The sequence below is a fragment of the Pseudomonas sp. 1928-m genome (assembly GCF_029269135.1).
Lineage (GTDB): Bacteria > Pseudomonadota > Gammaproteobacteria > Pseudomonadales > Pseudomonadaceae > Aquipseudomonas.
Genome location: NZ_JARIXO010000007.1, coordinates 112,069 through 138,525, shown reverse-complemented (window position 1 = coordinate 138,525; position 26,457 = coordinate 112,069). Strand labels below are relative to the sequence as shown.

The following is a 26,457-nucleotide window of genomic DNA, read 5'->3' as shown; positions in this document are numbered from 1 at the left end:
CTGCCCTGGGCGTATTGCATAACTGGCCGCTGCCTGCGGCGAAGAACAAGAGGAATGACTGTGCATAACGTCGTGATCAGTGGTACCGGCCTCTATACCCCGGCAAACAGTATTTCCAACGATGAGTTGGTCGAGTCGTTCAACGCCTTTGTCCAGCAATTCAATGCCGACAACGCCGCGGCCATTGCCAGCGGTGAAGTTGAAGCGCTGAGCGAGTCGAGCAGCGGCTTTATCGAAAAAGCCTCGGGCATCAAGAGCCGCTTTGTCATGGACAAGGCCGGCATCCTCGACCCCAAGCGCATGGCGCCGCGCCTGCCGGAGCGCAGCAATGAAGACTGGGGCATCCTCTGCGAAATGGCCGTAGGCGCCGCCAAGGACGCCATGGCCCGCGCCGGCAAGACTGCCGCCGATATCGACGGGGTGATCGTTGCCTGCTCCAACCTGCAGCGCGCCTACCCGGCGGTGGCGATTGAAGTGCAGGCCGCACTGGGCATCCAGGGTTTCGGTTACGACATGAACGTCGCCTGCTCCTCGGCCACCTTCGGCATCCAGGCGGCCGCCAACAGCGTGCAACTGGGCCAGGCCCGCGCGATCCTGATGGTCAACCCGGAAATCTGCACCGGCCACCTGAACTTCCGCGACCGCGACAGCCACTTTATCTTCGGTGACGCCGCCACGGCGGTAATCATCGAGCGCGCCGACCAGGCCACCTCGAATTACCAGTTCGATATCGTCGGCACCAAGCTGATCACCCAGTTCAGTAACAACATCCGCAACAACTTCGGCTTCCTCAACCGCTGTGCGGAAGAGGGCGTTGGCGCGCGTGACAAGCTGTTCGTTCAGGAAGGCCGCAAGGTGTTCAAGGACGTCTGCCCGATGGTTGCCGAGCTGATTGCCGCGCACCTGGCTGAGAACAAGCTGAACGTTGGCGACGTGAAGCGTTTCTGGCTGCACCAGGCCAACCTCAATATGAACCTGCTGATCGCGCGCAAGCTGCTCGGTCGCGACGCAGAGCCAGGCGAAGCGCCGGTGATTCTCGACACCTACGCCAACACCAGCTCGGCTGGTTCGGTGATCGCCCTGCACAAATACCAGGAAGACCTGCCGAGCGGCGCCCTGGGCGTGCTCAGCTCGTTCGGGGCGGGGTATTCGATTGGTAGCGTGATTCTGCGTAAGCATTGATGGAGTACCCGGCCGATCAGGCGCTGCTGACTCGTCTGCGGGCGGGTGAGCAGAAGGCCTACCGCGAGCTGGTCGCCACCTATCAGGGGGCGATGCGCGCGGTGGCCTTTGCCATTGTCGGCAGCCGCAATGCCGATGAAGTGGTGCAGGACGCCTGGTTGGCCGTGGTGCGCAGCCTCGATGGTTTTCAGGCGCGTTCCAGTCTGAAGACCTGGCTGCTGACCATCACCGCCAACACCGCGAAAACCCGCCTCAAGGGCAATCGCCGTGAAGTGCTACTCGACGATATTCCCTCGCCCCACGGCAGCATTGGTGATGAGCGTTTCAGCGCCGATGGCCATTGGCTGCTGGCGCCGCATGCCTGGCATCACGACTCCCCGGAAGCACTGCTGACCGAGGACGAGTTGCGCGAATGCCTGGAGAAAACCCTGGCCAGCCTGTCCGAGTTGCAGGGCAGCGTATTGCACCTGCGTGAGCGCGAAGGGCTGGAGTTGGAGGAGATCTGTAATCTTTTGCAGGTCTCGCTCTCCAATGTGCGGGTGCTGCTGCACCGTGCGCGTCTCAAGGTATTCGCCACCCTGGAGCATTTTGAGGAGACCGGCCAATGTTGAGCTGTAAGGAGTTGGTGGCCCACTCCAGCGAATTTCTCGATGGACAGCTGGGCCTGGGTAAACGCATGTCAGTGCGCCTGCACCTGGCCATGTGTCAGCACTGTCGGCGCTTTATCCGGCAGATGCGCATGAGTCAGGCGGTACTACGGCAACTGCCGCCCGGGCAGAGCGCCGAGCTGGATAAATTAGCGGCCAAGCTGGCCGAAGTTCGGCGCAATAACGGCTGATTGCCAGGCCATTGGCCTGGCTCAGTTCTCGGTTATTCGGCTTCCTGCGCAGCCTTAAGCGCCTCATAGGCCGGCGCGGCGTAGATGCCGACTTCCACCGCCAGCTCCATCACCCGTGCCAAGTCTGTGCTGTAGACCAGTACGGCTTGCAGCTCGTCATCCAGCGGCTCGCTGAAATCCAGCAAAACATAACCCTTGGTTTCCGGTGACAGGCTGGACAGCTGCACCTGGATGCGGTTTAGCGCTTTCAGCGGCTCGACCTTGGCCAACTGCTTGGCTTTGAGCACAAAGCTCACCTCAGGGCCAAACGACTCGGTGATCTGCTGGAACAGCGCGTCATAGCTGTCGGCCTGGAACAGTACGGTTTCCGGCAGGCTGCCGACCACCACCCATTCGCCCAGCGGGATGGGGAAGCTGTCGTCGAAATTGATATCCGGGTTGGCGGCGAGAAACGCCTGCGGGTCGGCATAGGCCTGGGCGGCCTCGGTGGCGATGCGCGTGACTTCTTCTGGCAGCATGCAGCCCGAGCTTATTTTGCTGATCAGTTCTTCGAGCTGGGCTTTCATTGGGGTCATCCTGCGGCATAAAAGAGGCCGGCAAGGATAGCCGCAAATGGCTGCAGAAGCTGCATGTTGGGCTATTTCGGGCCCGCACGGTGGCCAGCGTGCCACCTCTTGTAACGGCTCGGCATAGGGGCTGTCTGTACGGTACCGTACAGATATAAAAACAGATTGGATTATGCTGGTGCGTGCAGTTCAGGCTCTGTAGCGAGCGCATATCAATCGCCAACAGGCCTAAGAAGACCGGAGACAGTGATGTCCGTAGCCCCCAATCCGCAGCAAAACCACCTACTTGCCGCCTTACCTGACGAAGTGCTGGAGCGCCTGTTGCCGCACCTTGAGCTGGTGGAGATGCCGCTGGGCATGGTGCTTTACGAATCGGGCGACACGCTGCGGCATGTCTACTTTCCCACCGACTCGATTGTGTCCCTGCTGTATGTGATGGAAAGCGGCGCATCGGCGGAGATTTCCGTGGTGGGCAATGACGGGGTGATTGGCGTAGCGCTGTTTATGGGCGGCGAAAGCACCACCAGCCGGGCCATTGTGCAGAGTGCCGGCAGTGCTTACCGGGTGCTCGGCAAACGCTTCAAGGAAGAGTTCAACCGCCATGGCGACATGCTGCAGTTGATGCTGCGTTACAGCCAGGCGCTGATTACCCAGATGGCGCAGACAGCGGTGTGCAACCGCCACCACTCGATTGACCAGCAGCTGTGCCGCTGGCTATTGCTGTCGCTGGATCGCCTCTCCGGCAGTCAGCTGGCCATGACCCAGGAACTGATCGCCAATATGCTCGGCGTGCGCCGTGAGGGCGTTACCGAGGCGGCCGGCAAACTGCACCGCCTGGGTGTGATCGATTACAGCCGTGGGCTGATCACTGTGCTGGATCGCGACAAGCTCGAACGCCTGAGCTGTGAGTGTTATGCCGTGGTCAAGCGCGAAACAGACCGCCTGCTGCCTTATAAAGTGGCGCATCCGGCGCACTAACCTGTTACGCGCGCGGTTAGCAATTTAATGGCGTGGCTTGAGTGCCGTAGCGCACAGAGCTTTGCCGGGTGCTCAGGCAGACTGCAGCGGCGAGAGCGTCAGGCACCGCTGTCGTGCCATTCTTTGGCAAGCGTCGTGCTCGGGACAAGTGAATGTCTGTTAAAGCACCGCTGCATATCCTCAGCCTTCTGATCGAAGGGCTGCCGGCCAAACAACGCAAACAACTCCTTGAAAGCTGCGAACCGGTGGACCTGGTTTTCGGCAATGTGCTGCATGAGGCCAACCGGCCGATTCACCATGTGTACTTCCCCCTCAGCGGTTTTATCTCACTGGTCACCACCCTGGATGGGCATCAGCCGCTGGAAATGGGTTTGATCGGTAATGAAGGCATGCTCGGTGCGACCCTCGCTCTGGGCATCGGCCTGGCGCCCATGCGTGCGGTGGTGCAGGGCTCCGGTAGCGCCTTGCGCATCAGCAGCCAGTTGTTCAAGCAGGAGTTGCTCAGCAGCCCGGCGCTGTTGCGTTCGCTCAAACGCTACCTGTATGTGGTGCTGGCGCAGTTGTCACAGAGCGCGGCTTGCACGCATTTTCATGCAATCGAGCCGCGCCTGGCGCGCTGGCTGCTGATGACCCATGACCGCGCCCATGCCGATCATTTCCACCTGACCCATGAATTTCTCGCCGACATGCTCGGGGTGCGCCGCAGTGGGGTATCGATTGCCGCTGCGGCGTTGCAGGCGCGCGGTTTGATCAGCTACAGCCGGGGTGAGATCAATATCCTTAACCGCGCCGGGCTGGAGCGCGCGGCCTGCGAGTGTTATGCGGCGTTGCAGGCCGATTACCGCGCGCAGTTCTAACCCCGGGTGCCGGTTGCCTGGTAGAGCGTATTGATCGGCGAGCTGATGCCGCTGCGCAGCAGGTTGGCAAAGTGCTCCGCGCTGACCGGGTGGCTAAACAGAAAGCCCTGGCCTTCGCTGCAGTGATGGCTGCGCAGAAACTCCAGCTGCGCAGTTTCTTCGATGCCTTCGGCAATCACGCGCTGTTTCAGGCTGTTGCCCATGGCGATCACGGCGCTTACGATAATGCCGTTGCTGTTGTGGATGTCCTGAACAAAGGAGCGATCAATTTTCAGCACATCGATGGGGAACTGGTTGAGGTAGCTGAGGCTTGAGTAACCGGTGCCGAAGTCGTCCACCGCCAGTTGCACGCCGAGGGTCTTGAGCTGCTGCAGGATCGTGGCGCTGGCCTGGGCGTCGCGCATCAGCACGCTTTCGGTGATCTCCAGCTGCAGGTTGTGGGGGTTAAGGCCGGTGACTCGCAGGGCACTTTCCACACTGTCGACAAAGTCCTTGCGGCGAAACTCCAGGGCCGAGATGTTCACCGCCACCGAATCCAGGGCATAGCCGCAGTTCTCCCAGCGCTTGGCCTGGGCGCAGGCTTGCAGCAGCACCCAGCGGCCCAGTGGCACGATCAGCCCGCAGGCCTCGGCCACCGGAATAAAACGCGCCGGCAGAATCATGCCCCAGGCCGGGTGCTGCCAACGGATCAGTGCTTCGGCGCTGGTGATTTTGCCGCTGTGCAGGTCGATCTTCGGCTGGTAGTGAAGGACAAATTCGCTGTTTTCCATGGCTGTGCGCAGGTGCGCTTCGATCAACTGGCGTTCAACCGCGTGAACATTCATCTCGTGACGGAAGAACTGGTAGTTGTTGCGGCCTTCCTCTTTGGCCAGGTACATCGCCGTGTCGGCATTCTTGATCAGGCCTTCGGCATCCGTGGCATCGTTGGGGTAGGTGCTGATGCCGATACTGGAGGTGATGTGCAGCTGCTGCTGGCCAATGCTGTGGCTTACGGCCAGGGCGCTGAGGATTTTTTCAGCGGTGCGCGCGGCATCTTCGGCCGAGTGGCTTTCGCTTAGCAGCACAACAAATTCGTCGCCGCCCAAACGGCTGACCGTGTCGGAGCTGCGCACACAGTCGCTCAGGCGCAGCGCTACCGCTTGCAGCAGCTGGTCGCCGACGCCGTGGCCAAGCGAATCGTTGATGTGCTTGAAGTTATCCAGGTCGAGAAACAGCAGCGCCAGGTGGCTGCTGCGCCGTTCGGCCAGGGCAATCGCCTGGTTGATCCGGTCATTGAGCAGGGCGCGGTTAGGCAGGTTGGTCAGGGCGTCATGTTGCGCCAGGTGGGTCATCTTTTCGGTCATGGCGTGGGCGGCGGTCATGTCGTGGAAGACCATCACCGCGCCTTTGAGGCGCCCGGCTGAATCATGGATCGGCGCGGCGGAATCTTCGATGGCGGACTCGCTGCCATCGCGGCGGATCAGTATCGTGCCGGCCGCCAGCACTTTGCCTTCATCGTGCTGCAGCACCTTGGCGATGGGGTTGGCCACCGCCTCGCGGGTTTTATCGTTGACCAGGTGCATCACGCTGGCGATTGGCAGGCCATGGGCTTCGTCGAGTTGCCAGCCCGTCATATGTTCGGCGGCGCTGTTGAGGTAGTCGACGTTACCCTGTAGATCGGTGCTGATCACCGCATCACTGATCGAGTTGAGCGTCAGTTCGGCGCGGGCTTTTTCGACGAACAGCGCCTCTTCTACCGCTTTGCGCTGGATGATACTGCGCAGCGATTGCGGCACCAGATAGCTGTTGAAGTGTCCCTTGGACAGGCAGCCCTGGGCACCACGTTGGATGGCGTCCCAGGTTTGCTGGTCATCCTCCAGGGCGCTTAGAGTGAGGATCGGAATGCTCGAAGCGAGAACGAACAGCTTATCGAAGGTGGCCAGGCCCTGGCTGTCCGGCAGGTCGAGATCAACCATGATCGCGTCGATGGGCTCTTTGCGGTGGCTTTCCAGGCGCTGCAGGGCCTGCGCCAAGCTGGTCACCCACTCGATCAAGAACGGGCCGTCCTGGGCCCTTTCCAGCACGTCTTCCAGGGTGGCGGCGTCGTCGGTGTTGCCGGTAATGATCAGAACGCGATTAACCATGATGCTTATTCTTCCTTGCACAACATTACGCGGGGCGGGCGAGGCGCCTGCGTTGCCGATATGGCGTTAAGCATCGTGGGAGGTGCAGTGTGTTTTCGTGCTCAGAAGCGCAGCCCTGGTGGTGGCTGGTCATGCTGCGGCGCTTTTACCGGCAAGCTGATCCAGTGGCTGTTTAGCCGCGCCTGGCTACTGGCAGGCTCAGTGCTCTCTGTTTCGGGCAGCAGCCTGGTGTTGTATAGGCCGTTGCTCTCGTCCGGTTCGGCGGTTGGCGCGTACAGCGGCGCCTGGCTGAACACTTCAGGTGCAAATAGCTCGGCAGATGCGCTGCCGGCCAGCAAGGTCAGCAGTATCAGAGCGATGCTGCTGGCCATCGCGTGGATGTATCCAAGCCTGTGCATGTCATCTCTCCCTGTTCGTGGACGTGTTTCACGTGCTTTTTCCAACGCACAACGTCCGCCGCTGGGTTTGACCCGCGCTAACGTCGACAACTGCAATAGGTTTACTGCCGGTTAATCGGGCTTTCGCTCAGGGGGGCGCCGCATGGCCTTTCGTCGAGCCTGGCCGTTTGGGCGTGGGGCGGGTTGGCGCTGGGTTGGTCTGTCCATAATCACCTCTGAGCAAGTCCCATGCTGGCGCAAATAGGGTGGGGCTAAGTCTTAGATACGCTGATTGCCGGGGCGTTGTCAGTGCGCTATCGCACCTAGCGTGCATGCGGCTTAAAGCCTGCCCGGTTTAGCCAGCCAGGCTGCTAAACTGGCGCCCTTTTCACCGCCCGATCATCCTTTGGAGCCCCTTGTGAGCCCGCGCATTCACCCTTTGGCCGGTCAGCCGGCACCTGCTTCCCTGTTGACCGATATCTCTGCGCTGCTGGCGGCCTATTACGATCTGCAGCCGGACCCGAGCGTGGTCAGCCAGCGCGTTGCATTTGGCACCTCCGGGCATCGTGGCAGCTCCCTGGCGCACAGCTTCAACCAGGCGCATGTGCTGGCGATCAGTCAGGCGATCTGTGATTACCGCAGCAGCCAGGGCATCAGCGGCCCGCTGTTTATCGGCGCCGACACCCATGCGCTGTCGCAACCGGCGCTGGACAGCGCGCTTGAAGTGCTGGCGGCCAATGGCGTGCAGACCATGATCTCCGCCGGCGGTGAGTTCACCCCGACGCCGGCGATCAGTCAGGCCATCCTGGTGCACAACCAGGGCCGCAGTTCGGGCCTGGCCGATGGCATCGTCATCACCCCCTCGCACAACCCGCCGGACAGCGGCGGCTTCAAGTACAACCCCACTAATGGCGGCCCGGCTGACAGCGATATCACCACCTGGGTGCAGAACCGCGCCAATGCGCTGCTCGAAGGCGGCCTGCGCGAGGTCAAACGCATGCCCCTGGCGCAGGCGCGGCAGGCGGCCAATGTGCAGGAATACGATTACCTCGGCAGCTATGTGAATGACCTGGGCAATGTCATCGACTTCGCGCCGATCCGCGCAGCCGGTTTGCGTTTGGGCGTCGATCCGCTGGGCGGCGCCGGGGTGCATTACTGGGCGCGCATCGCCGAGCAGTACGGCCTCAATCTGCATGTGGTGAGTGAGATTATCGATCCGCAGTTCGCCTTTATGAGCCTGGACTGGGACGGGCAGATCCGCATGGACCCATCCTCCAGCCATGCCATGCAGCGTCTGATCGGCTTGAAGAATGGCTACGACATTGCCTTTGCCTGCGACACCGACTACGACCGCCACGGCATCGTCGCGCCGAGCGTCGGCCTGCTGCCGGCCAACCACTTCCTCAGCGTGGCCATCGATTACCTGTTCCAGCATCGTCCGCAGTGGAGCGCCAGCGCGGCGGTGGGTAAAACCCTGGTCAGCAGCGCGATGATTGACCGCGTCGCTGCTCGTTTGGGGCGGCCGTTGCAGGAAGTGCCGGTGGGCTTCAAATGGTTTGCTGGTGGCCTGTTCGATGGCTCCCTGGGCTTTGGCGGCGAGGAAAGCGCCGGGGCGACTTTCCTGCGCCGTGATGGCCGGGTCTGGACCACCGACAAGGACGGTATCGCCCTGGCCCTGCTGGCCGCCGAGATGACCGCCGTGACTGGGCGTGACCCGGGCGAGTTGTACCAGGGGCTGAGTGATGAGTTCGGCGCAATCTATGCCGACCGCGTCGATGCACCGGCCACACCGGCGCAGAAAAAAGCCCTGGGCAAACTCTCGCCGGCGCAGATCAGCAGCCGTGAACTGGCCGGTGATGCCATTACCCAGGTGCTCGACAAGGCGCCGGGCAATGGCGCGGCGATTGGCGGGATCAAGGTGATCAGCGCAGGCGGCTGGTTTGCCGCGCGGCCATCGGGCACTGAAGACATCTACAAGATCTACGCCGAAAGCTTCCGCGATGCGGCGCATCTGCAGCGCATCTTTAGCGAGGCGCAGCAGCTCGTCGATGGCGCCCTGACTGGCGAATAGAGCGGCGCCCGTTGGTGCGATAGCGCACCGACGGCGGCTGCAGTGGCGTACAGGATGAAAGAGCGCTTGGGTGCCATGTCGGCACCTGTTGTTCCGGCGCGCTGCAGTGACTCATCAAGGAGAACGCCATGAGCCTGGGTACCATTTTATTGATCGTGCTGGTGCTGTTGCTGGTCGGCGCCATACCGGCCTGGCCACACAGCCGCAGCTGGGGCTACGGGCCTACGGGCGGCTTGGGCGTAGTGGTGATTGTGCTGTTGGTGCTGCTGTTAATGGGCCGTATTTAAAGGCTATGTAGCCATTGCGTGTGCATGCAATGGGTAGGTTGGCGCTGAGCGCAGCGAAGCCCAACAGGCTGTGACAGGTCTCGTTGGGCTTCGTCGCGTTGCTCCTCAACCCAACCTACCCACTTGGYTGATGTGTCCCTTTCACCTGATCTGATCAGGCGTTAGTCTGCGCAGCGTATCCCCCGCTGTGGTCGCCGCATGTACCGTCTTGATCTGAAAATCCGCCTGCATAACGGCTCCGACATTGCCATCGGCCCCGGCAAGGCTGAGCTGTTGGCGGCTATYGCCCAGCACGGCTCGATCAGCGCCGCCGCGCGCGCCATGGGCATGTCCTATCGGCGTGCCTGGCTGTTGGTGGAAACCATGAACCGCAGCTTCAAGCAGCCGCTGGTCAGCACCCTGGCCGGCGGCAAGCAGGGCGGTGGCACCCAGCTTACCGCCACTGGCGAACGGGTTCTGCAGCGCTATCAGGCCGTCTGCACCGCCGCGTTGGCAGCGGTGCAGAGTGGCTGTGACGAGTTGGCTGAGCTGCTGGCCGAACCCGCTCCGCTATAGCTCAATTCGCAGGCGATGCGTGGCGCCATCCAGCGCCACTTTCAGCTGTCCTTGTGGACACTCGATGGCTTGTTCGTCCAGCCAGGCCTGGCGAATGCCCTGGCTGCGTTGCGCCGGGTTGCTCAGCTCAATCTGGTAATGGCTGCCGGCCAGCGCGATGCGTGCGCTAAAGCCTGGCCAGTCGGCCGGGATGCAGGGGTTGAGCAGCAGCCAGTCACCCTCACGGCGAATACCGAGAATCCCTTCGACCCCAGCGCGGTACATCCAGCCGGCCGCGCCGGTGTACCAGGTCCAGCCGCCGCGGCCGTTGTGCGGCGCCACCGCGTAAACATCGGCGGCCAGCACATAAGGCTCGACCTTGTAGCGCTGGCAGGCCTCAGGGCTGTTGCCGTGGTTGATCGGGTTGACCAGATCAAACAGATCGAACGCCTGCTTGGCGGAGCCGAGCTGGCAGTACGCCAAAATCGCCCACATCGCCGCATGGCTGTATTGCCCGCCGTTCTCCCGCAGACCCGGCGGATAACCCTTGATATAGCCAGGCTCCAGCGGGGTTTTGTCGAACGGCGGGGTGAACAGCAGAGCAATGCCGTCGTCCTCGCGGATGAGCTGGCGTTGCATGGCAGCCATGGCCATGTTCGCCCGCAGCGGATCGGCGCTGGCGGACAGCACCGCCCAGGACTGGGCAATCGAGTCGATCCGGCATTCGCTGCTTTGCAACGAGCCGAGCCAGGTGCCGTCATCGAAGGTCGCGCGGCGGTACCACTGGCCGTCCCAGGCATAGGTCTCCAGCGCCAGGCGCAGCTGCTCGGCATGCGCGCGCCAGCGTGCTACGCGGGCGCTGTCATGCACTTCGGCATAAGGCGCGAACAGCGCGATGCTGCGCAGCAGCAACCAGCCCAGCCATACGCTTTCGCCTTTGCCGTGCTCGCCCACGCGGTTCATGCCGTCGTTCCAGTCGCCGCCGCCAATCAGCGGCAGGCCCAGTTCGCCGGTCAGCTGCAGGCATTGGTCGAGGCCACGGGCGCAGTGCTCGAACAGCGAAGCCGGCGCATCGGCCTGCATCGGCTGGAAGAACGCATCGTGCTCGCCGGCGGCCAGCAGCGGGCCTTCGAGAAAGTCCAATTGCTCATCGAGAATCGCTGCATCGCCGCTGCACTGGATGTACTGCGCGGTGGCGTAGGCCAGCCACACCCGGTCATCGGAGATGCGCGTGCGCACGCCCTGGCCGGAATGCGGCAGCCACCAGTGCTGCACATCACCTTCGACAAACTGACGGCTGGCCGCGCGCAGGATATGCGCGCGGGTCATGGCCGGGCTGGCGAAGGTCAGCGCCATGCCGTCCTGCAGCTGGTCGCGAAAACCGTAGGCGCCGCTGGCCTGGTAGAACGCCGAGCGCGCCCAAACGCGGCAAGCCAGGGTCTGATAGAGCAGCCAGCCGTTGAGCATGATGTCCATGGCGCGGCTTGGTGTCTGCACCTGCACCGCGCCGAGCACGCGCTGCCAGTGCGCCTGCACCTGGGCCAGTACGGCGTCCAGATCGGCCTGGCGGTACTGCGCAATCAAGGCGCTGGCCTGCTGTTCGCTGGCGCATTGGCCGAGTAGCCAGAGCACTTCCACGCTTTCCCCCGGCTGCAGTTCCAGCTGGCATTGCAGCGCCGTGCAGGGGTCGAAGCCCGCGCCCAGGCTGCCGCTCAGTGGGGCCAGGCGGGCGAGGGCGGCAGGGTGCGCGAGGCTGCTGTTACGCCCGATAAACTCGCTGCGATCAGCGGTCCAGCTGCTCTGTCGGCCGCCCAGGTCGCTGAACGCGCTGCGCCCGGTAAAAGCGATGCTCCAGGGATTGCGTAGCAGAATGGCGCCGGTGGCGCTGTCCTGGCGGCTGAGGATAAACGGCGCATTAGCCGCTCGTGTGCTGCCCAGCACCCATTCGGCGTAGGCGGTAACGCTCAGGCGGCGTGGCCGGCCGGAGAGGTTACGCAGGGTCAGGCGGGAGATCTTGATCGGGTCTTCCAGCGGTACGAACTGCAGCAGTTCCATGGCAATGCCGCTGGCCTGGTGGCTGAAGCGGCTGTAACCAAAGCCATGCCGCGCTTCATAGTGGCCGCTGTCGCGCAGCGGTTGGGCGGTGGGGCTGAACAGCGCCAGGCTGTCTTCGTCGCGCACATACAGGGCTTCGCCTGGCGGGTCGCTGACCGGGTCGTTGGACCAGGGCGTGAGCTGGTTTTCCCGGCTGTTGTCGGCCCAGGTGTAGCCACTGCCTTCGGCCGAGACCTGAAAGCCGAACTGCGGGTTGGCGATCACGTTGATCCACGGCGCCGGGGTGTTGCTCCAGGCGTTCAGGCGCACCACATACTCGCGACCATCCAGGTCGAAACCGCCCAGGCCATTGGCAAACTCCAGCGGGCTGAGCGGCGGCGTGTGGCATATGGGAATAGGCTGCGCGCTGTGGTTTCCGGTGCTGGCAGGTACGGCGCTGGCGCAGGGCGGAATACGCGCCAGTTGCTCGCTGATCGGCCCGCGATGGGCCACCAGCAGCACCCGCGCCACCGCTTGCAGGTGTTCGCGGAACTCGCCACTGAGCAGGTCGGCGCGCAGTACGAACACCGAGCCCTGCGCCAGTTCGGCGGCAAAACGCGGGCGTGACTGGCTGCTGCGCACGGCGGTTTCGATGGCCACCTGCAGGTCCTGCAGGTAGGAGGAGGCGTGTTCGTTGACGATCACCAGGTCCACCGCCAGGCGCTTCATCCGCCAGTATTCGTGGGCGCGCAGCAGCTGCCGCACCTGGGCGATGTCTTCGGCGTCGCTGATGCGCAGCAGAACGATCGGCAGGTCGCCGGAAATTCCCTGGGACCACAGCACCGACTGGCTGCCGAGACCGCGCAGCAGGCTGGCGGCCGGCGCGCGGAAGCGCGCATCGGCGTACAGAATCGGCGCGGCCAGACGCTGAAAGTCGGCGGCTTCAGCTGCAAGCATATCGAGGTGGCGCAACTGCACCTGGGCTTGGGTCCAGGCCAGGGTTTTCGCCCGGTCGAAGGCGCTGCGGTCATGGTGCTTGTCGATCAGGTCGAGCAGCGCCTCACGGCTCGGCGCCACCACCGTCCAGAACGCCACGCGGGCGATCTTGCCCGGTTCGATTAGCAGGCGCTGGCGCAGCGAGAAGATCGGGTCGAGCACCGTGCCGACGCTATTGGACAGGCGTTGGCCCTGGCGAATCACCGCGGCGGCGTGCAGCGCGCAACTGCGCCCGAGAAACTTCGCGCGGTCGGATTCGTACTGTGGCTCGGCGCTCACTTCACCTTCAACCACGGCAAAGTGCGCAGCCCACAACGTCGGCTCGCTGGCGCTGCGCGGACGGCGGGTGGCAAGCAGCGCGGCGAAGGCGGGCAGGTACTCGGTGACCACAAACAGCTTGGAGAACGCTGGGTGGGCGTTGTCGCTGGCGGCACTGGCCAGTACCAGTTCGGCGTAGGAAGTCAGTTCGATTTCCCGCGCTACGCGGCCGCTGTTGGTCAGCGAAACGCGGCGCACTTCACCGTCGTCTTCGCCGGAGACCAGCACTTCCAGGCTGGTGGTGAGGTTGCCGTCGTGGCGGCTGTAGCTGGCGTAGTCCTCGGCGAACACCACTTCGTCATAGGGGTTGCCGCTGCTCGGCTGCGCGCCCAGGGACCAGTGCGTGCCGTTGCGGGTGTCCCAGAGAAAGATAAAGGAGCCGTGCTGGTCGCGGGTGCTGTCTTCCTGCCAGCGGGTGACGGCGATGTCGCGCCAGCGGCTGTAACCGGCGCCGCTGGTGGTGAGCATCACGCTGTAACGGCCGTTGCTGAGCAGGTGGGTGACGGGCGGGTTGCCATTGAAGTGGTTCAAACGGCGCTCGTTGTGCAACGTGCAGTCGGCTTCTGCGGCGCAGGCGCTGACCTCTTCGGCGCGTGGGTGGGCGACCGCGACATTGCGCGGCATGCGTTCCTGCAACAGCAGCTCGCAGGCCTGGATCATCGGTTCACGGTGAAAGCGCGCACGCATCTGGCCGTCATGCAGGGTGTTGGCAATGGCGACGATGCTCATGCCCTGGTGGTGGGCCATAAAGTTGCGCACGATGGCAAACGGCTGCTCATCCGGCAGGCGGGTGCGGGTGAAGTCCAGCGCTTCATAGAAGCCATAACGGCCCAGTGCGCCCATCTCACTCAGGCGGCGGTAGTTGGCCAGTGCGCCTTGCGGGTCGACCATGGTCGCCAGCCCCGTGGCGTAGGGGGCAATCACCCGATTGGCGGACAAGCCGCGCTTGAGGCCCAGACCCGGTACGCCGAAGTTCGAGTACTGATAGGTCTGTTCCATGTCGCGGGCGTTGTAGGCCGACTCGGAAATCCCCCAGGGGATGCCCAGTGCTTTGCCATAGGCAGCCTGACGTGCCACCACCAGGCGGTTGGTCTGCTCCAGCAGGCTGCCGGCTGGGGCGCGCATCACCAGTGAAGGCATCAGGTATTCGAACATCGAGCCGGACCAGGAAATCAGTGCCGAGCCGCTGCCCAGTGGCGTGGCGGTGCGGCCCAGGCGGAACCAGTGGCGGGTGCTGACATCGCCCTTGGCGATGGCGAACAGGCTGGCCAGGCGCGCCTCCGAGGCGAGCAGGTCATAGCAGCTGCTGTCCAGGCTGTTGTCCGCCAGGCAGAAGCCAATCGACAGCAGTTTGCGCTCCGGCTCCAGCAGGAAGGCGAAGTCCATGCCCAGGGCCATGTTGCGCGCCTGCTCGGCAACGCTGCGTAGCTCGTCGTGCAGGGTTGTGCGTTGGATATCCGTCAGCTCGGCATCCTGCTGCAGATCGCCCAGGGCCTGGGCCAATGCCTGCAGCCAGAACTGCAGGTCGCCGGCCTGGTTGTCCGTGTCCAGTGGGGCGAAACCGCTGGCCAGCTGCGCGGCTTTTTCACTCAGGCGCAGCAGGGTTGGCAGCAGGCCGTGCAGCGGCTGTGCGCCATTCAGCCCCGCTTCGATCTGTTGCAGTAATTCGTGCAGCTGTTGGCTGCGTTCACTCCCGGCGGCGGGCAGATCCGTCAGCGCGGCGCGAGCCAGTTGCAGGTTGTCGTGCAGGCCCTGGCGGGCGTCCGCGCTCACGGGGGCTTTCAGCCATTCCTCGCAGGCATTGGCGACCACCAGCAGGTGGCCGGCCAGGTTGCCGCTGTCCACCGACGACACATAGGCCGGCGCCAGCGGGCGTAAATCCTGGGTGTCGTACCAGTTGAAGAAGTGCCCGCGATGGCGCTGCAGTTGCGCCATGACCGCCAGGGTGGCTTGCAGGCGGGCGACGGTGCGCTGGGTGCCAGCCCAGCCGAAATCGCGGGCGGCGATGGCGGAGAGCAGGTACAGGCCCATATTGGTTGGCGAGGTGCGGTGGGCGATGACCGGCTTGGGGTCTTCCTGAAAGTTATCCGGCGGCAGCTGGTTGTCGGCTGGCGTGACGAAGGTTTCGAAGAAGCGCCAGGTGCGCCGGGCGATCAGCCGCAGCTCACTGGTTTGTGTCGGATCGACCAGCAGGCGTTTGGCCACGCGCGGCGAACGGCTGACCCGTAGGGCAATTGCCGGTGCGCTGAGCCAGAGCAGGGCAAAGGGCAGTACCACAGGCCAGATGGCCGGCGACCAGAGCAGGGCGGCGACGCAGAGCAACAGGCCGAGCAGCGTGCCGCCAGCCATGCCGCTGTAAAAGCCCAGCAGCTTCAGGCGCGGGCTGATCGACGCCTGCGCGGCGGTGGTCCACTCCAGCAGGTTGCGCCGGGTGATCAGCAGGCGGGTCAGGGTGCGGCTGATCGCATCGAGCATGCGCCAGCTCTGGTCGGCGAGAAACGTCAGGTTCAGCACGCTTTGCAGCAGCGCCAGCAGCAGGTCATCGCGCAGCTTGCCGAGGTGGCTGCGCCAGCGAATACCGGCGCGCGCCGGCAGCAGGCCGAAGCACAGCGGCAAAAGGGTCGGAATCAGCAGGCTGGCAATCAGCAACAGGCTGGCGCTCAGCGCTGCTGGCAACGGCAGCAGCCAACTCAGGCCCAGCGCCGCCAGGGTGGCTGGCGCCAGCAGGGAGCGGCGCAGGTTGTCGAGCATCTTCCAGCGGCCGATGCTCGGCAGCGCTTGTTTGCCGCTGAAAGGCCCGAGAATCCACGGCAGCAGCTGCCAGTCGCCACGGGTCCAGCGGTGTTGGCGCTTGCCGGCTACGTCGTAGCGCGAGGGGAACTCCTCGACTACTTCGACATCCGAGGCCAGGCCTGCGCGGGCGAAAACCCCTTCGAACAGGTCATGGCTGAGCATGCTGTTTTCCCCGACCCGGCCGGCCAGCGCGGCCTCGAAGGCATCGATGTCGTAGATACCCTTGCCGGTAAAGGAGCCTTCGCCAAACAGGTCCTGGTACACATCGGAGACAGCGGCAGCGTAGGGGTCCATGCCGCCGGGGCTGGAGAAGACCTTCTGGTACAGCGAACCTTCGCGCTGCAAGGGCAGTGACGGGGTGACCCGGGGCTGCAGAATCGCGTAGCCGCCGACCACCCGTTGTAGCTCGGTGTTGAAGCGTGGCTGGTTCAGTGGGTGAGCCATCTTGCCGATCAGGCGCAGCGCCGCATCGCGGGGCAGGCGGGTGTCGGCATCCAGGGTGATGACATAGCGCACAGCGTCCGGCACGCGCTGACTTAGCCCGGGCACCTCGGTAAAGCTGGTGTCATTGGCACCGCGCAGCAGGCGGTTGAGTTCATGCAGCTTGCCGCGCTTGCGTTCCCAACCCATCCAGACGTTTTCACTGGGGTTGAACTGCCGCCGCCGGTGCAGCAAGAGAAAACGGCTGCCGGCGATGCCGGGACCATAACGCTGGTTGAGCTGGTCGATGGCGGTGCTGGCCAGCTGCAACAGCTCGGCGTCGCTGGCCAGGTGTTCCTGGTCGGCATCCAGGCCGTCGGTTAGCAGGGCGAAGGTCAGATCGCCGCCATGCCCGGCCAGGTGATGCACTTCCAGGCGTTCGATCTGCTCAAGCAGATCGGCCTCACTGCCGAGCAGGGTCGGTACGGCAATCAGCGTGCGCAGGTTGCTGGGCACCCCTTCGCTAAGCTCCAGGCCCGGCAGGCCCATGGCGCCGAAGCTGTTACTGACCGCGCGGTTGACCAGCGCGGTGGCCACTTCGGTGGCGGGCAGAAAGCCCAGCACACCCAGCGCCAGCAGCCAGCCGGCACTGACGCCTTGGCCGGCCAGGCTGTACAGCGCCAGACCCAGTAGCAGGCTGGCCAGGCCGACGATGGCGCCGACGTAGCCGGGCATGCCGAGGTGCATGTGGCCACGGCTGATGCGCAAGCGCAGCGGCGGGCGAAAATTGATGCGCTGCTCAAGTGCCAGGCGGCCTTCGGCAATCAGGTGGTAACCGGGGTCGCTGATGCGTGGGTCGGCATGCTCGGCCTCGCCGGCCAGTTGGCTGGCCTGCAGGGCCTGTTCGGCAACTTCCAATTCACTGCAGGTGCTGCCACGGGCCAGTTGTTCGATGGCGCTGCGGTACTGGTTGCGGGTGGCGAAATCCATCGCGGCAAAGTCGCTGCGCGCGCCCAGGCGGGCATCCACCAGGCTGACGTTCTCGAACAGCTGCGCCCAGTCGATGGAGGAGATCAGGCGCATGCTGTTGATGATGTTGCGCACCGTGAGGTTGGACGCGCCCTGGCGCTGCAGGGCGTGTTGCACCACTTCCTCGATGCTGCTGCCCTGCACGCCGAGGCGCTCTTCCAGCCAGCCCAGCGCCGGCGTGGTGAGCGGGTCATGGTCGCGCAGGCGCTTGGCCAGTTGCGCGGCAAACGGCTCGCTGAGCGGTATACGGGCGCGCTCGTGCAGCTCCTTGTCGAGTGCTGCGTGCGTGGCGCTTTTGCCCAGCAGACGGCTGGCCAGGGCATCGGCGTCGGCCCGTGCGCTGCGTCCGGCGGTCATCTGGTCAGCCAGGCGACGCAGGTTCTCGATCAGCACGATGCGCAGGGTGATGGCCACCGCCCACAGCTCGCCGATGGTCAGGGGTTGCACCTGCTGATAGGCGACGAGAAAGTGCTGCAGGATGTCCGGGTCGAAGTGGCTGTCGGTGTGGGCGATAAACGCCCAGGCCATGCCCAGCACCCGTGGGTAACCGGCAAAGGGGCCGCTGGCGAGTTTCGGCAGCTGGCGGTAATAGCCGGGCGGCAGGTCATCGCGGATCTCGCGAATCTGCTCTTCGACCAGGTGGTAGTTGTCCAGCAGCCACTCGGCCGCTGGCACCACGCCGCGACCGTTGGCCAGCTCCGCAGCACTGGCGCGGTAGGCCGCGAGCAGCACCTTGGCGTTGTCATTCAGGCGGCGATGCAGCGACAGCACGGTGGGCGGCTTGCTGCTCACCGGTTGGGCAGCGGCCAGGGTGCAGGCGTGTTGTTCGAGGCGTTCGATGCCGAACAGTTCTTCGCGTACTGGGGCGTGATCAAGCCATGGCGAGGGTGCAGCGGCACGGCTGAATAGAGCAGAGAAGACTGAGGTCATAGGGCGCGGTTCCAGCCATCATTGGCATGCGCGATGGGCGTCGAGGTGCGAGACCCATCTGAGAAACCGCGACAGCGGACCTACGAAGTCACGATTGCCGTGCCCCTGTTGCTTCGCCGTGCTGATTTTGCATATTGGCCGCAGACGCTGGTGTGACCGGTCAACACCCAAGACCCGGGTACCGCGATGGCAGGGTAAACCTGCACCATCGGGAAGAATGCTGTCGCAGCATTGTCACCACCCTACAGCAGGGCCCTGGCTGGCGTCTGTTCGCTAACGGACATAGGGCGAGATACATGAGGCATGGTGGACAGTCGTTTTTATGAGCCGGGGCGACCGTGAGTGATGAGCAATGTTCTTTCGGGAGCGGTTGGCGGCGTGCTAAAAACGCGCAAAGTCCCTAGAGAGACTCTTGCGACGTATAAACAAAAGCTTCGCACTTTGGGCATACAAGGCCCATGGCTCTGGGCTGCAGTATCACTTTCTGCTCGCTTTCCAGACATACTCCACAAATGTAGTGTTTGGGCTCTTCCGTGTGGTGCTCATCTCTGAGGACATATGCGCTACTTCCTTTTGGAAACTGATGGAGGCGGTAGCGCTCGAATTTCTGTCTTTTTGTATGGGTTGCATCCAGAAGTTGCTCCAATTCGTTGACGCGTTTAAGCAGAGCCATGTGTTCTTGCTGCGCAGATATAAGATGGCCCTGCAGCTCAATCAGTATGCCGGTAAGTGCTATAGCTTTTTCTTGCACTGCTGCCCCTTCTTTAAGGTCAAGCAGGCCCTTAGTCAGGTCGTAGGCAACCTTTGCACTACCCAGTACAGCCGATACCCCATCAAGCATTTCAATACTCCTGCGCGTTATTTTGCATTGCGAGCGTACCACTAGCCGGTGGTTGATCCGCAGGATGAGCGAAGCGAGTCAAGCGGATTGGGCTCGCCTATGAGTGTACGAGCAGTACATGAGCATTACTCGTTTCACTCGCCCTCCGGGCCGCGCTGCAGCGCGTTAGCCGCAAGCGGCTTGCCGAACCGGGTTTTAACGCCGCAGGGCCGACGCGCAGCTGATCGTTGGCAGGTTCTTAGCGAAGTTGGGCTTCGGCCAGCGTCAGGCTGCGCGGAATAAGCGATGCGTCCCAGTGCTGGCTGGCCCAGTGCAGCAGTTCAGCGGGCTGGCCGTAGCTGGCGCCATCCGGCAACTGCTGGCCAAGCGCACGCAGAGCGCGTATCAGCAATGGCGTTGCTTGATCGGCCGGCAGCGGCGGCGAGCGGTAGGATTTGCCCAGCTTGTGGCCATCCGGCTGGATAATCAGCGGCACATGCAGGTAGCGCGGTTGCGAAAAGCCGAGCAGCTCCTGCAGGTACAGCTGGCGCGGGGTGGAGTCGAGCAGGTCGGCGCCACGCACTATATCGGTGATGCCCTGCCAGGCATCGTCGAGCACCACGGCCAGTTGGTAGGCATACAGGCCATCGCGGCGGCGAATCACAAAGTCACCGACCTCACGGCCCAGGTGCTGGCGGTACTTGCCTTGCACGCGGTCGACAAAGTGGTAGCTCAGCTCCGGCACGCGCAGGCGAATCGCCGCATCGGCAAAACCGTGACCGGCATTGCGGCAGGTGCCGGGGTAGATGCCCTGAGTGCCTTCCAGTTGTTTACGTGAGCAGGTACAGGCGTAGGCCAGGCCCTGGCTGAGCAGGCGTTCGACCAGTGCGGCGTATTCGTCGTGGCGCGCGCTCTGGCGCACCAGCTCGCCGTCCCACTCGAAGCCGTAGCTTTCTAGGGTGCTGAGAATGCCAGCCTGGGCGCCGGCGACTTCCCGTGGCGGGTCGAGGTCTTCCATGCGCAGCAACCAGCGGCCGTTTACCGCGCGCGCGTCAAGGTACGACGCAAGAGCTGCGACCAGTGAGCCGAAGTGCAGATAACCGCTCGGGGTGGGGGCGAAGCGGCCGATATACGCGGGTGTGTTCATGTCTGGCACACACAGGGATACAGAAACAACAGAGGGTGCCGAAGCACCCTCTGGGTCAGATCAGGAACCGATCTGTTTTTCTTTGATTTCCGCCAGCGTCTTGCAATCGATGCAAAGGGTGGCGGTGGGGCGTGCTTCCAGTCGGCGGATGCCGATTTCTACGCCGCAGGAATCGCACCAGCCGTAGTCGTTGTCTTCGATCAGTTGCAGGGTTTCGTCGATCTTCTTGATCAGCTTGCGCTCGCGATCACGGGCACGCAGTTCCAGGCTGAATTCTTCTTCCTGGCTGGCGCGGTCCGCTGGATCGGGGAAGTTGGCTGCTTCGTCCTGCATATGGTGCACAGTACGATCAACTTCCTGCATCAATTCCAGCTTCCACTTGTTGAGGATGCCGGTGAAGTGGGCGCGCATCGGCTCACCCATGTATTCCTCGCCCTTTGTTTCTTTATAGGGCTCGAAACCACGAGTCAGTTGGCTGCTTTTTGCTTTTGCTTTGGTGGGCATGGATGACCGCCTCTCACTCTCTCTAATCCACTGCGCAGGACGGTGTCCCTTGCCGATCCTACGTCGCGTAGAACTGGCCCTGCGGCTGCAAGCGGGCGAACTTACCAGAACAACTCCCGCCGCGCCACTCCCGGTTGTCGTGGTTGCGCCGGGTATGCTTTAGAATCCGCGCCTTATCTCCCACGCAGACAGTCCCATGGCTCAGTCCTACAGTGCGCGCAGCCGCGCCATAGAACCTTTTCACGTGATGGCGCTGCTGGCTCGCGCCAATCAGCTGCAGGCCGACGGCCATGATGTGATTCACCTGGAAATCGGCGAGCCAGATTTCACCACCGCCGCGCCGATTGTTGCTGCCGGGCAGGCGGCCCTGGTCGATGGGCACACCCGTTACACTGCCGCACGCGGCCTGCCGGCCCTGCGTGAGGCGATTTCCAGTTTCTATGGCCAGCGTTACGGTCTGGATATCGACCCGCAGCGCATTCTGATCACCCCTGGCGGCTCGGGCGCCTTGCTGCTGGCCACCAGCTTGCTGGTTGACCCCGGCAAGCACTGGCTGCTGGCCGACCCCGGTTACCCCTGCAATCGGCACTTTCTACGCCTGGTCGAGGGCGCGGCGCAGCTGGTGCCGGTTGGCCCGGATGTGCGTTATCAGCTGACGCCCGACCTGATCGAGCGTTATTGGGATCAAGATAGCGTTGGCGCGCTGGTGGCTTCCCCGGCCAACCCGACCGGTACTTTGCTTAGCCGTGATGAGCTGGGCGGGTTGTCCCATACGCTGAAAGCGCGTGGCGGTCATCTGGTGGTGGATGAGATCTACCACGGCCTGACCTACGGCGTAGACGCTGCCAGCGTGCTGGAAGTGGACGATGAGGCCTTTGTGCTTAATAGTTTTTCCAAGTATTTCGGCATGACCGGCTGGCGCCTGGGCTGGCTGGTGGCGCCACCGGCCGCCGTGCCGGAACTGGAGAAGCTGGCGCAGAACCTCTATATCAGCGCGCCGAGCATGGCTCAGCATGCTGCGCTGGCGTGTTTTCAGCCGCAGACCCTGGAGATTCTTGAGCAGCGTCGCCACGCGTTTCAGCACCGCCGCGATTTCCTCTTGCCGGCGTTGCGTGAGCTGGGCTTTAAGATCGCCGTGGAGCCGGAGGGCGCCTTCTATTTATATGCCGATATCAGCGCCTTCGGCGGCGATGCCTTTGCCTTCTGCCAGCACTTTCTGGAAACCGAGCACGTAGCCTTTACCCCCGGCCTGGATTTTGGTCGCTATCAGGCTGCGCAGCATGTGCGGTTTGCCTACACCCAGGATCTGCCGCGCCTGCAGCAGGCGGCGGATCGCATCAAGCGTGGCCTGAATAGCTGGAAGCCCCATGCAGTTTGAGCCGCCGCTGGAAGAGGGGCGTTTGCTACGCCGCTATAAGCGCTTTCTCGCTGATATCGAGAGTGCCAGCGGCGAGCTGCTGACCATCCACTGCGCCAATACCGGCTCGATGCTCAATTGCATGAGCGAGGGTGCGCGCATCTGGTTCAGCCGCAGCAACGACCCCAAACGCAAGCTGCCGGGCACCTGGGAGATCGGTGAGACACCGCACGGGCGTTTGGCGGTGATCAATACCGGGCGGGCTAATGCCCTGGTGGAAGAGGCGCTAAATGTTGGACTTATCACCGAGCTAAACGGCTTTACCAGCCTCAAGCGCGAAGTGCCTTACGGTCAGGAGCGCAGCCGGATCGACTTTCGCCTGGACTACCCGACAGGCGCGGCGTTTGTCGAAGTTAAGAGCGTCACCCTGGGGTTCGCCGATAGCCGCGTCGCCGCCTTTCCCGACGCGCGCACCGAGCGTGGCAGCAAACACCWGCGTGAATTGGCTGCGCTGGCCCGTGAGGGGATTCGCGCGGTGCAGTTGTATTGCGTGAATCTGACGGACATCGATGCGGTGCGCCCAGCTGAGGAAATCGACCCGGCCTACGCCGCTGCGTTGCGTGAGGCAGTGAGCGCCGGTGTTGAGGTGTTGGCCTATGGTGCGGCGATCAGTGCGCAGGAAGTGCGGTTGATTAAGCGACTGGATGTGCGGTTGTAGGAACGGAGCTTTCCGTTTCAACCCGTAGCCCGAACAAGCGCAGCGCAGTCCGGGGTTGGATGTTTGCGCAGTGGCCTGTGAGTAGGATGGTGATTGCTTCCCGGATTGCGCCAAGGCTTATCCGGGCTACGGTGCCTGCTGTTGTAGGAGGGGCTGGGCGGCGTTCCGCTTTAGCCGCGAGAACTGCGGCTGAAAGCGCGCCGCTAAAGCGCCTCCCACAAATGTTCACTTCAATGCTGCGTTCTGCCGGCCGGCAGCTCCGCTACTGGTTGCATGGCAGTACGTAGATGCTGTTCGAACAGCTCGACAATCGCCGGCCAGCCCTGGCGTGAGGCATGTAGCCGGGCATTCAGGCGTACTCGGCGCAGGCCTTCGTGGTCGGTCAGCAGCCAGCTGGCGGCGTCGATAAAACCTTGTTCGTCCTCGGCCACTGCCAACGCGCCGTTATGCCCGTGGCGGATATGCTGGGCGGCCGCCGCCTGATCAAACGCCACTACGCCAAGCCCGGAAGCCAGGGCTTCGAGCACCACATTGCCGAAGGTTTCCGACAGGCTGGGAAACACAAACAGATCGCCCGAGGCGTAATGCGCGGCCAGCTCTTCACCGCGTTGCAGGCCGCAGAACACCGCATCAGGCAGTTGCTGCTGGAGGCTGGCGCGCTGTGGGCCATCGCCGACCAGAATCAGTTTCAGCCGCCGCTGCGGGTGCGCCTGCTGCAGCGCCTGAAAGCTCTTGCTGAGCAGGGCCAGGTTCTTTTCTGCGGCCAGGCGGCCGACATGCAGGATGGCGATGTCCTGTTCCGCCAGGCCCCAGCGCTCGCGCAAAGCTGTGCAGCGTTTGGCCGGGTGAAAAAGCTGGCTGTCGACGCCCCGCGAGAGCAGTTCCAGATTGTCGAAACCACGGCGTTGCAGCTCGATCTGCTGGCTGACGCTGGGCACCAGGGTCATCTGCGAGCGGTTATGGAACCAGCGCAGGTAGTTGGTCAGAACGCGGGTCAGCAGGCCGAAGCCGTAATGCCCGGTGTATTGCTGGAAGTTGGTGTGAAAACCGCTGACCACCGGGATCTGCAAACGCCGCGCGGCGCGCAGGGCGGACAGACCCAACGGGCCTTCAGTGGCGATATACAGCACATCCGGGCGCTGCCGTTGCCAGTTACGCAGCAGCTTGTGCATCGACGACTGACCCCACTGCAAACCGGGGTAGCCGGGCAGCGGCCAGCCACGGGTCAGCAGCAGGTCCTGATCGGCCGCACCGCGCGGGTCGACGCTCTGTCGCGGACGCACCAGTTGCACGCGATGGCCACTGCCGCGCAGGCCATCGACCAGGCGACCGAGGGTATTGGCCACGCCGTTGATTTCCGGCGGGAAGGTTTCGCTGATCAGCGCAATATGCAGGGAAGCTGTGCTCATGGCAGCAGTGTCCGCTGCCGTTATGTAGTGACTGTGACGCTTTGATTGCGTTTGTATTTCAGTCGAGCAGCTCGATCAGTTGCTTACGCAGCCAGGCGTGCGCAGGGTCGAGGTGTTGCTGCTGATGCCAGATCAGGCTGACCTGCACCGGCGGCATATCGAWGGGCAGCGGCGCGATTTCCAGCGCATGCACCGGAGCGAAGGCCTCGGCCAGGCGCGCGGGCACGGTGCCGAGCAGGTCGGTTTGAGCGACGATGGCTGGGATCGGCAGGTAGTTGGGTAGATGCAGCGCCGCCTGCCGCCGCACCCTGGCCGAGCCGAGGACGATTTCCAGCGGCGAGCCGCGCCCGGCGCGTGGCGTCACCGTGATATGCCGCGCCTGCTGGTAATCCTCCAGGCTTAGCCCGCCGATAAAGGCCGGGTGGCCGGTGCGGCCGATGGCCACCAGCGGTTCTTCGCGCAGCGGCGCGTAATGCAGGTCGGGCGAATCGAAGTGCAGGTAGTCGATGGCCAGGTCCAGCGCACCGCTTTCCAAACGCTGCACCAGGCTGTCGGCATCATCGGCTTGCACCAGCAGCTCGACCTGCGCGGCGACTCGCGTCAGATGCGCCTGCAACATGGGCAGCAGTGCGGCCTGGGCGTAGTCGTTAAGCGACAGGCTGAAGGCGTGCGGGGTTTGCGGGTCGAACGGCTCGGCCGGGCCCAGGCCGGTCTGCAGCAGGCGCAGCGCCTGGCGCACCGGCACATACAGAGCCTGGGCGCGGGCGGTGGGGGGCAGGCCACGGGCGGTGCGCAGGAACAGCTCTTCACCCAGTTGCTGGCGTAGGCGGGCGAGGGCGTTGCTCACCGTCGACTGGCTCAGGTGCAGGCGTTCGGCAGCGCGGGTCAGGTTGCCTTCCTGCATCAGTGCATCGAAGACCAGCAGCAGGTTGAGGTCGAGCTGACGCAAATTCGTTATCAAGAATAATGCTCTTTCTGAATATCCATTATCGGAATGATCTGGCCGCGCCTAGACTGCTGTCAATCCGCACAGGAGTCATGCCGTGGCCTATAACAACGACAATGCCCAGGCTTTCCGCACACGTTATCGGGATGCCATCCACCCGCTGTACAACCCCTGGCTGCATGCCGGCTTTGTGTTGGCCTACGGCCTGATTTGTATAAGCCTGCTGTGGCGCACGCTGGACTCGGTGGCGCTCTGGCAGTGGCTGCTGGTGCCGCTGAGCCTGGTGTTCTTCAGCTGGGGCGAATACCAGGTACACAAGCGCCTGGGACACAACAAGACGCGCTTCGGCCAGCTGTTCTACAAGCGCCACACGGGTGACCACCACAGCTTTTTTGTCGAAGGCCAGATGCGTTACGAGACGCCACGTGACTGGCGGGTGATCCTCTTTCCCGCCTGGCTGATCGTGCTCTACAGCCTGCCGCTGCTGGGCATTTGGTGGCTGCTGGCGCCTCTCGACGGCAACCTCGCCGCGCTGTTCGTCGGCAGTATGCTGCTGGGGTATATGAGCTACGAGGTGGTGCATGCCTGCGAGCATCTACCGGCCGAACATCCGCTCACGCGACTGCCGTGGATTCGCCAGATGCGCCGCCTGCATGCGCTGCACCATCGCCGTGAGCTGATGCAGGCGCGCAACTTCGGCATCGTCCATCCGCTGATGGACTGGCTGTACGGCACCCTGCATTGGGAGCCCGAGGCGACTTATCAGCAGAACCGCCAGCAGCATCGCGTGCATATCGCTCGTTCAGCTGACGAAGTGCTGAGCTATGCCGCCGCCCCGGCGCATTGGCCCGAGTGGCACCCGTCATCGCTACATATCTACGGCCGCGAGGGCGCGTTGCTCGCCGGTGAGGTATTCGAGGAAGATATCCATGCCGGTGGCCGTACCGGCCATCTGCGCTGGGATGTGCTCGACTACCAGCCGGCCCGCCGCTGGCAGGCCAGCGCTCGAGGCGATCACGGCCTGGGGCTGCTGCTGACCTACGAATGCCTGGAAGTGGAGGGCGGTTGCGAGTTTGTGCGCACCCTGGAATACGGTTTCGACGGTGCGCTGATGCGCCTGGCCAACCGCCTGCTGCTGAGTCGGCGTATCGAGCGCGAATCCCAGGCCTCGATGCAGGCGCTGCGCGCGGTACTTGAGCGCAGCCAACCTGCAGGGTGATTAC

Annotated in this window: 20 protein-coding genes; 11 read left to right on the top strand and 9 right to left on the bottom strand. The window is 63.4% G+C overall.

What is annotated here, in order from left to right; translation table 11 throughout:
• Positions 1 to 60 precede the first annotated feature (60 nt).
• Genes P3C18_RS18905 through P3C18_RS18895 form a run of 3 tightly spaced genes read left to right on the top strand, consistent with a single transcriptional unit; the run spans position 61 to position 2,020 of the window.
• Positions 61 to 1,182, top strand: coding sequence for a beta-ketoacyl-ACP synthase III (locus P3C18_RS18905; protein WP_160016304.1), 1,122 nt, complete (start codon positions 61 to 63; stop codon positions 1,180 to 1,182).
• Complete coding sequence (locus P3C18_RS18900) at positions 1,182 to 1,793, top strand: RNA polymerase sigma factor (protein ID WP_275963346.1); 612 nt, start codon at positions 1,182 to 1,184, stop codon at positions 1,791 to 1,793. The genes P3C18_RS18905 and P3C18_RS18900 overlap by 1 nt, the downstream gene beginning before the upstream one ends.
• A complete protein-coding gene (locus tag P3C18_RS18895) occupies positions 1,787 to 2,020 on the top strand; it encodes a zf-HC2 domain-containing protein (protein WP_275963345.1) in 234 nt (77 codons plus the stop codon). The genes P3C18_RS18900 and P3C18_RS18895 overlap by 7 nt, the downstream gene beginning before the upstream one ends.
• Positions 2,021 to 2,052: 32 nt before the next feature.
• Here the strand turns inward: P3C18_RS18895 and P3C18_RS18890 are convergent, their stop codons facing one another.
• On the bottom strand, positions 2,053 to 2,586 hold the full coding sequence (locus tag P3C18_RS18890; RefSeq protein WP_275963344.1) for a hypothetical protein: 534 nt from the start codon (positions 2,584 to 2,586) through the stop codon (positions 2,053 to 2,055).
• A 249-nt stretch (positions 2,587 to 2,835) separates the two neighbouring features.
• Here P3C18_RS18890 and P3C18_RS18885 point away from each other — a divergent pair, with 249 nt between their 5' ends.
• Both P3C18_RS18885 and P3C18_RS18880 read left to right on the top strand, forming a co-directional pair.
• Positions 2,836 to 3,564 (top strand): Crp/Fnr family transcriptional regulator, encoded by a 729-nt coding sequence (locus tag P3C18_RS18885; RefSeq protein ID WP_275963343.1) that lies wholly within the window; start codon positions 2,836 to 2,838, stop codon positions 3,562 to 3,564.
• A gap of 152 nt (positions 3,565 to 3,716) precedes the next feature.
• Positions 3,717 to 4,421, top strand: coding sequence for a Crp/Fnr family transcriptional regulator (locus P3C18_RS18880; protein WP_275963342.1), 705 nt, complete (start codon positions 3,717 to 3,719; stop codon positions 4,419 to 4,421).
• Here P3C18_RS18880 and P3C18_RS18875 read toward each other — a convergent pair.
• Together P3C18_RS18875 and P3C18_RS18870 are read right to left on the bottom strand one after the other, a co-directional pair.
• Positions 4,418 to 6,544, bottom strand: a complete 2,127-nt coding sequence (locus tag P3C18_RS18875; protein WP_275963341.1) for an EAL domain-containing protein — start codon at positions 6,542 to 6,544, stop codon at positions 4,418 to 4,420. The two genes, P3C18_RS18880 and P3C18_RS18875, sit on opposite strands and share 4 nt — an antisense overlap.
• A 101-nt stretch (positions 6,545 to 6,645) precedes the next feature.
• Positions 6,646 to 6,942 (bottom strand): hypothetical protein, encoded by a 297-nt coding sequence (locus tag P3C18_RS18870; protein WP_275963340.1) that lies wholly within the window; start codon positions 6,940 to 6,942, stop codon positions 6,646 to 6,648.
• A gap of 397 nt (positions 6,943 to 7,339) precedes the next feature.
• Here P3C18_RS18870 and pgm point away from each other — a divergent pair, with 397 nt between their 5' ends.
• From pgm to P3C18_RS18855, 3 genes are all read left to right on the top strand, one after another.
• Complete coding sequence (pgm, locus tag P3C18_RS18865; protein ID WP_275963339.1) at positions 7,340 to 8,992, top strand: phosphoglucomutase (alpha-D-glucose-1,6-bisphosphate-dependent); 1,653 nt, start codon at positions 7,340 to 7,342, stop codon at positions 8,990 to 8,992.
• Positions 8,993 to 9,120: 128 nt separating this feature from the next.
• The gene (locus tag P3C18_RS18860; protein ID WP_275963338.1) at positions 9,121 to 9,279 is read left to right on the top strand and encodes a DUF3309 family protein; all 159 of its coding nucleotides are present in this window, start codon (positions 9,121 to 9,123) and stop codon (positions 9,277 to 9,279) included.
• A gap of 198 nt (positions 9,280 to 9,477) precedes the next feature.
• Positions 9,478 to 9,834: a winged helix-turn-helix domain-containing protein gene (locus tag P3C18_RS18855; protein ID WP_275963337.1), complete on the top strand. Its 357-nt coding sequence runs from the start codon at positions 9,478 to 9,480 to the stop codon at positions 9,832 to 9,834.
• Here the strand turns inward: P3C18_RS18855 and P3C18_RS18850 are convergent.
• The 4 genes from P3C18_RS18850 to dksA form a co-directional block, all read right to left on the bottom strand.
• On the bottom strand, positions 9,829 to 18,333 hold the full coding sequence (locus P3C18_RS18850; protein ID WP_275963336.1) for a glucoamylase family protein: 8,505 nt from the start codon (positions 18,331 to 18,333) through the stop codon (positions 9,829 to 9,831). The two genes, P3C18_RS18855 and P3C18_RS18850, sit on opposite strands and share 6 nt — an antisense overlap.
• Before the next feature lie 400 nt (positions 18,334 to 18,733).
• The gene (locus P3C18_RS18845; RefSeq protein ID WP_275963335.1) at positions 18,734 to 19,174 is read right to left on the bottom strand and encodes a hypothetical protein; all 441 of its coding nucleotides are present in this window, start codon (positions 19,172 to 19,174) and stop codon (positions 18,734 to 18,736) included.
• A gap of 238 nt (positions 19,175 to 19,412) precedes the next feature.
• The gene (gene gluQRS, locus P3C18_RS18840) at positions 19,413 to 20,300 is read right to left on the bottom strand and encodes a tRNA glutamyl-Q(34) synthetase GluQRS (RefSeq protein ID WP_275963334.1); all 888 of its coding nucleotides are present in this window, start codon (positions 20,298 to 20,300) and stop codon (positions 19,413 to 19,415) included.
• 60 nt (positions 20,301 to 20,360) lie between these two features.
• Positions 20,361 to 20,804 (bottom strand): RNA polymerase-binding protein DksA, encoded by a 444-nt coding sequence (gene dksA / locus P3C18_RS18835; RefSeq protein WP_090251641.1) that lies wholly within the window; start codon positions 20,802 to 20,804, stop codon positions 20,361 to 20,363.
• Positions 20,805 to 21,000: 196 nt separating this feature from the next.
• Between dksA and P3C18_RS18830 the strand changes: the two genes are divergently transcribed.
• Together P3C18_RS18830 and sfsA are read left to right on the top strand one after the other, a co-directional pair.
• Positions 21,001 to 22,182, top strand: a complete 1,182-nt coding sequence (locus P3C18_RS18830; protein WP_275963333.1) for a pyridoxal phosphate-dependent aminotransferase — start codon at positions 21,001 to 21,003, stop codon at positions 22,180 to 22,182.
• Positions 22,172 to 22,879 (top strand): DNA/RNA nuclease SfsA, encoded by a 708-nt coding sequence (gene sfsA, locus P3C18_RS18825; protein ID WP_275963332.1) that lies wholly within the window; start codon positions 22,172 to 22,174, stop codon positions 22,877 to 22,879. Before P3C18_RS18830 ends, sfsA begins: the two co-directional genes overlap by 11 nt.
• Before the next feature lie 230 nt (positions 22,880 to 23,109).
• On the opposite strand, the gene P3C18_RS18820 is transcribed toward sfsA, so the two are convergent.
• On the bottom strand, positions 23,110 to 24,288 hold the full coding sequence (locus P3C18_RS18820) for a glycosyltransferase family 1 protein (protein WP_275963331.1): 1,179 nt from the start codon (positions 24,286 to 24,288) through the stop codon (positions 23,110 to 23,112).
• A gap of 58 nt (positions 24,289 to 24,346) precedes the next feature.
• Positions 24,347 to 25,249 (bottom strand): LysR family transcriptional regulator, encoded by a 903-nt coding sequence (locus P3C18_RS18815; protein ID WP_275963330.1) that lies wholly within the window; start codon positions 25,247 to 25,249, stop codon positions 24,347 to 24,349.
• A gap of 82 nt (positions 25,250 to 25,331) precedes the next feature.
• Between P3C18_RS18815 and P3C18_RS18810 the strand changes: the two genes are divergently transcribed.
• Positions 25,332 to 26,453, top strand: a complete 1,122-nt coding sequence (locus tag P3C18_RS18810) for an SRPBCC family protein (protein ID WP_275963329.1) — start codon at positions 25,332 to 25,334, stop codon at positions 26,451 to 26,453.
• Positions 26,454 to 26,457 lie beyond the last annotated feature (4 nt).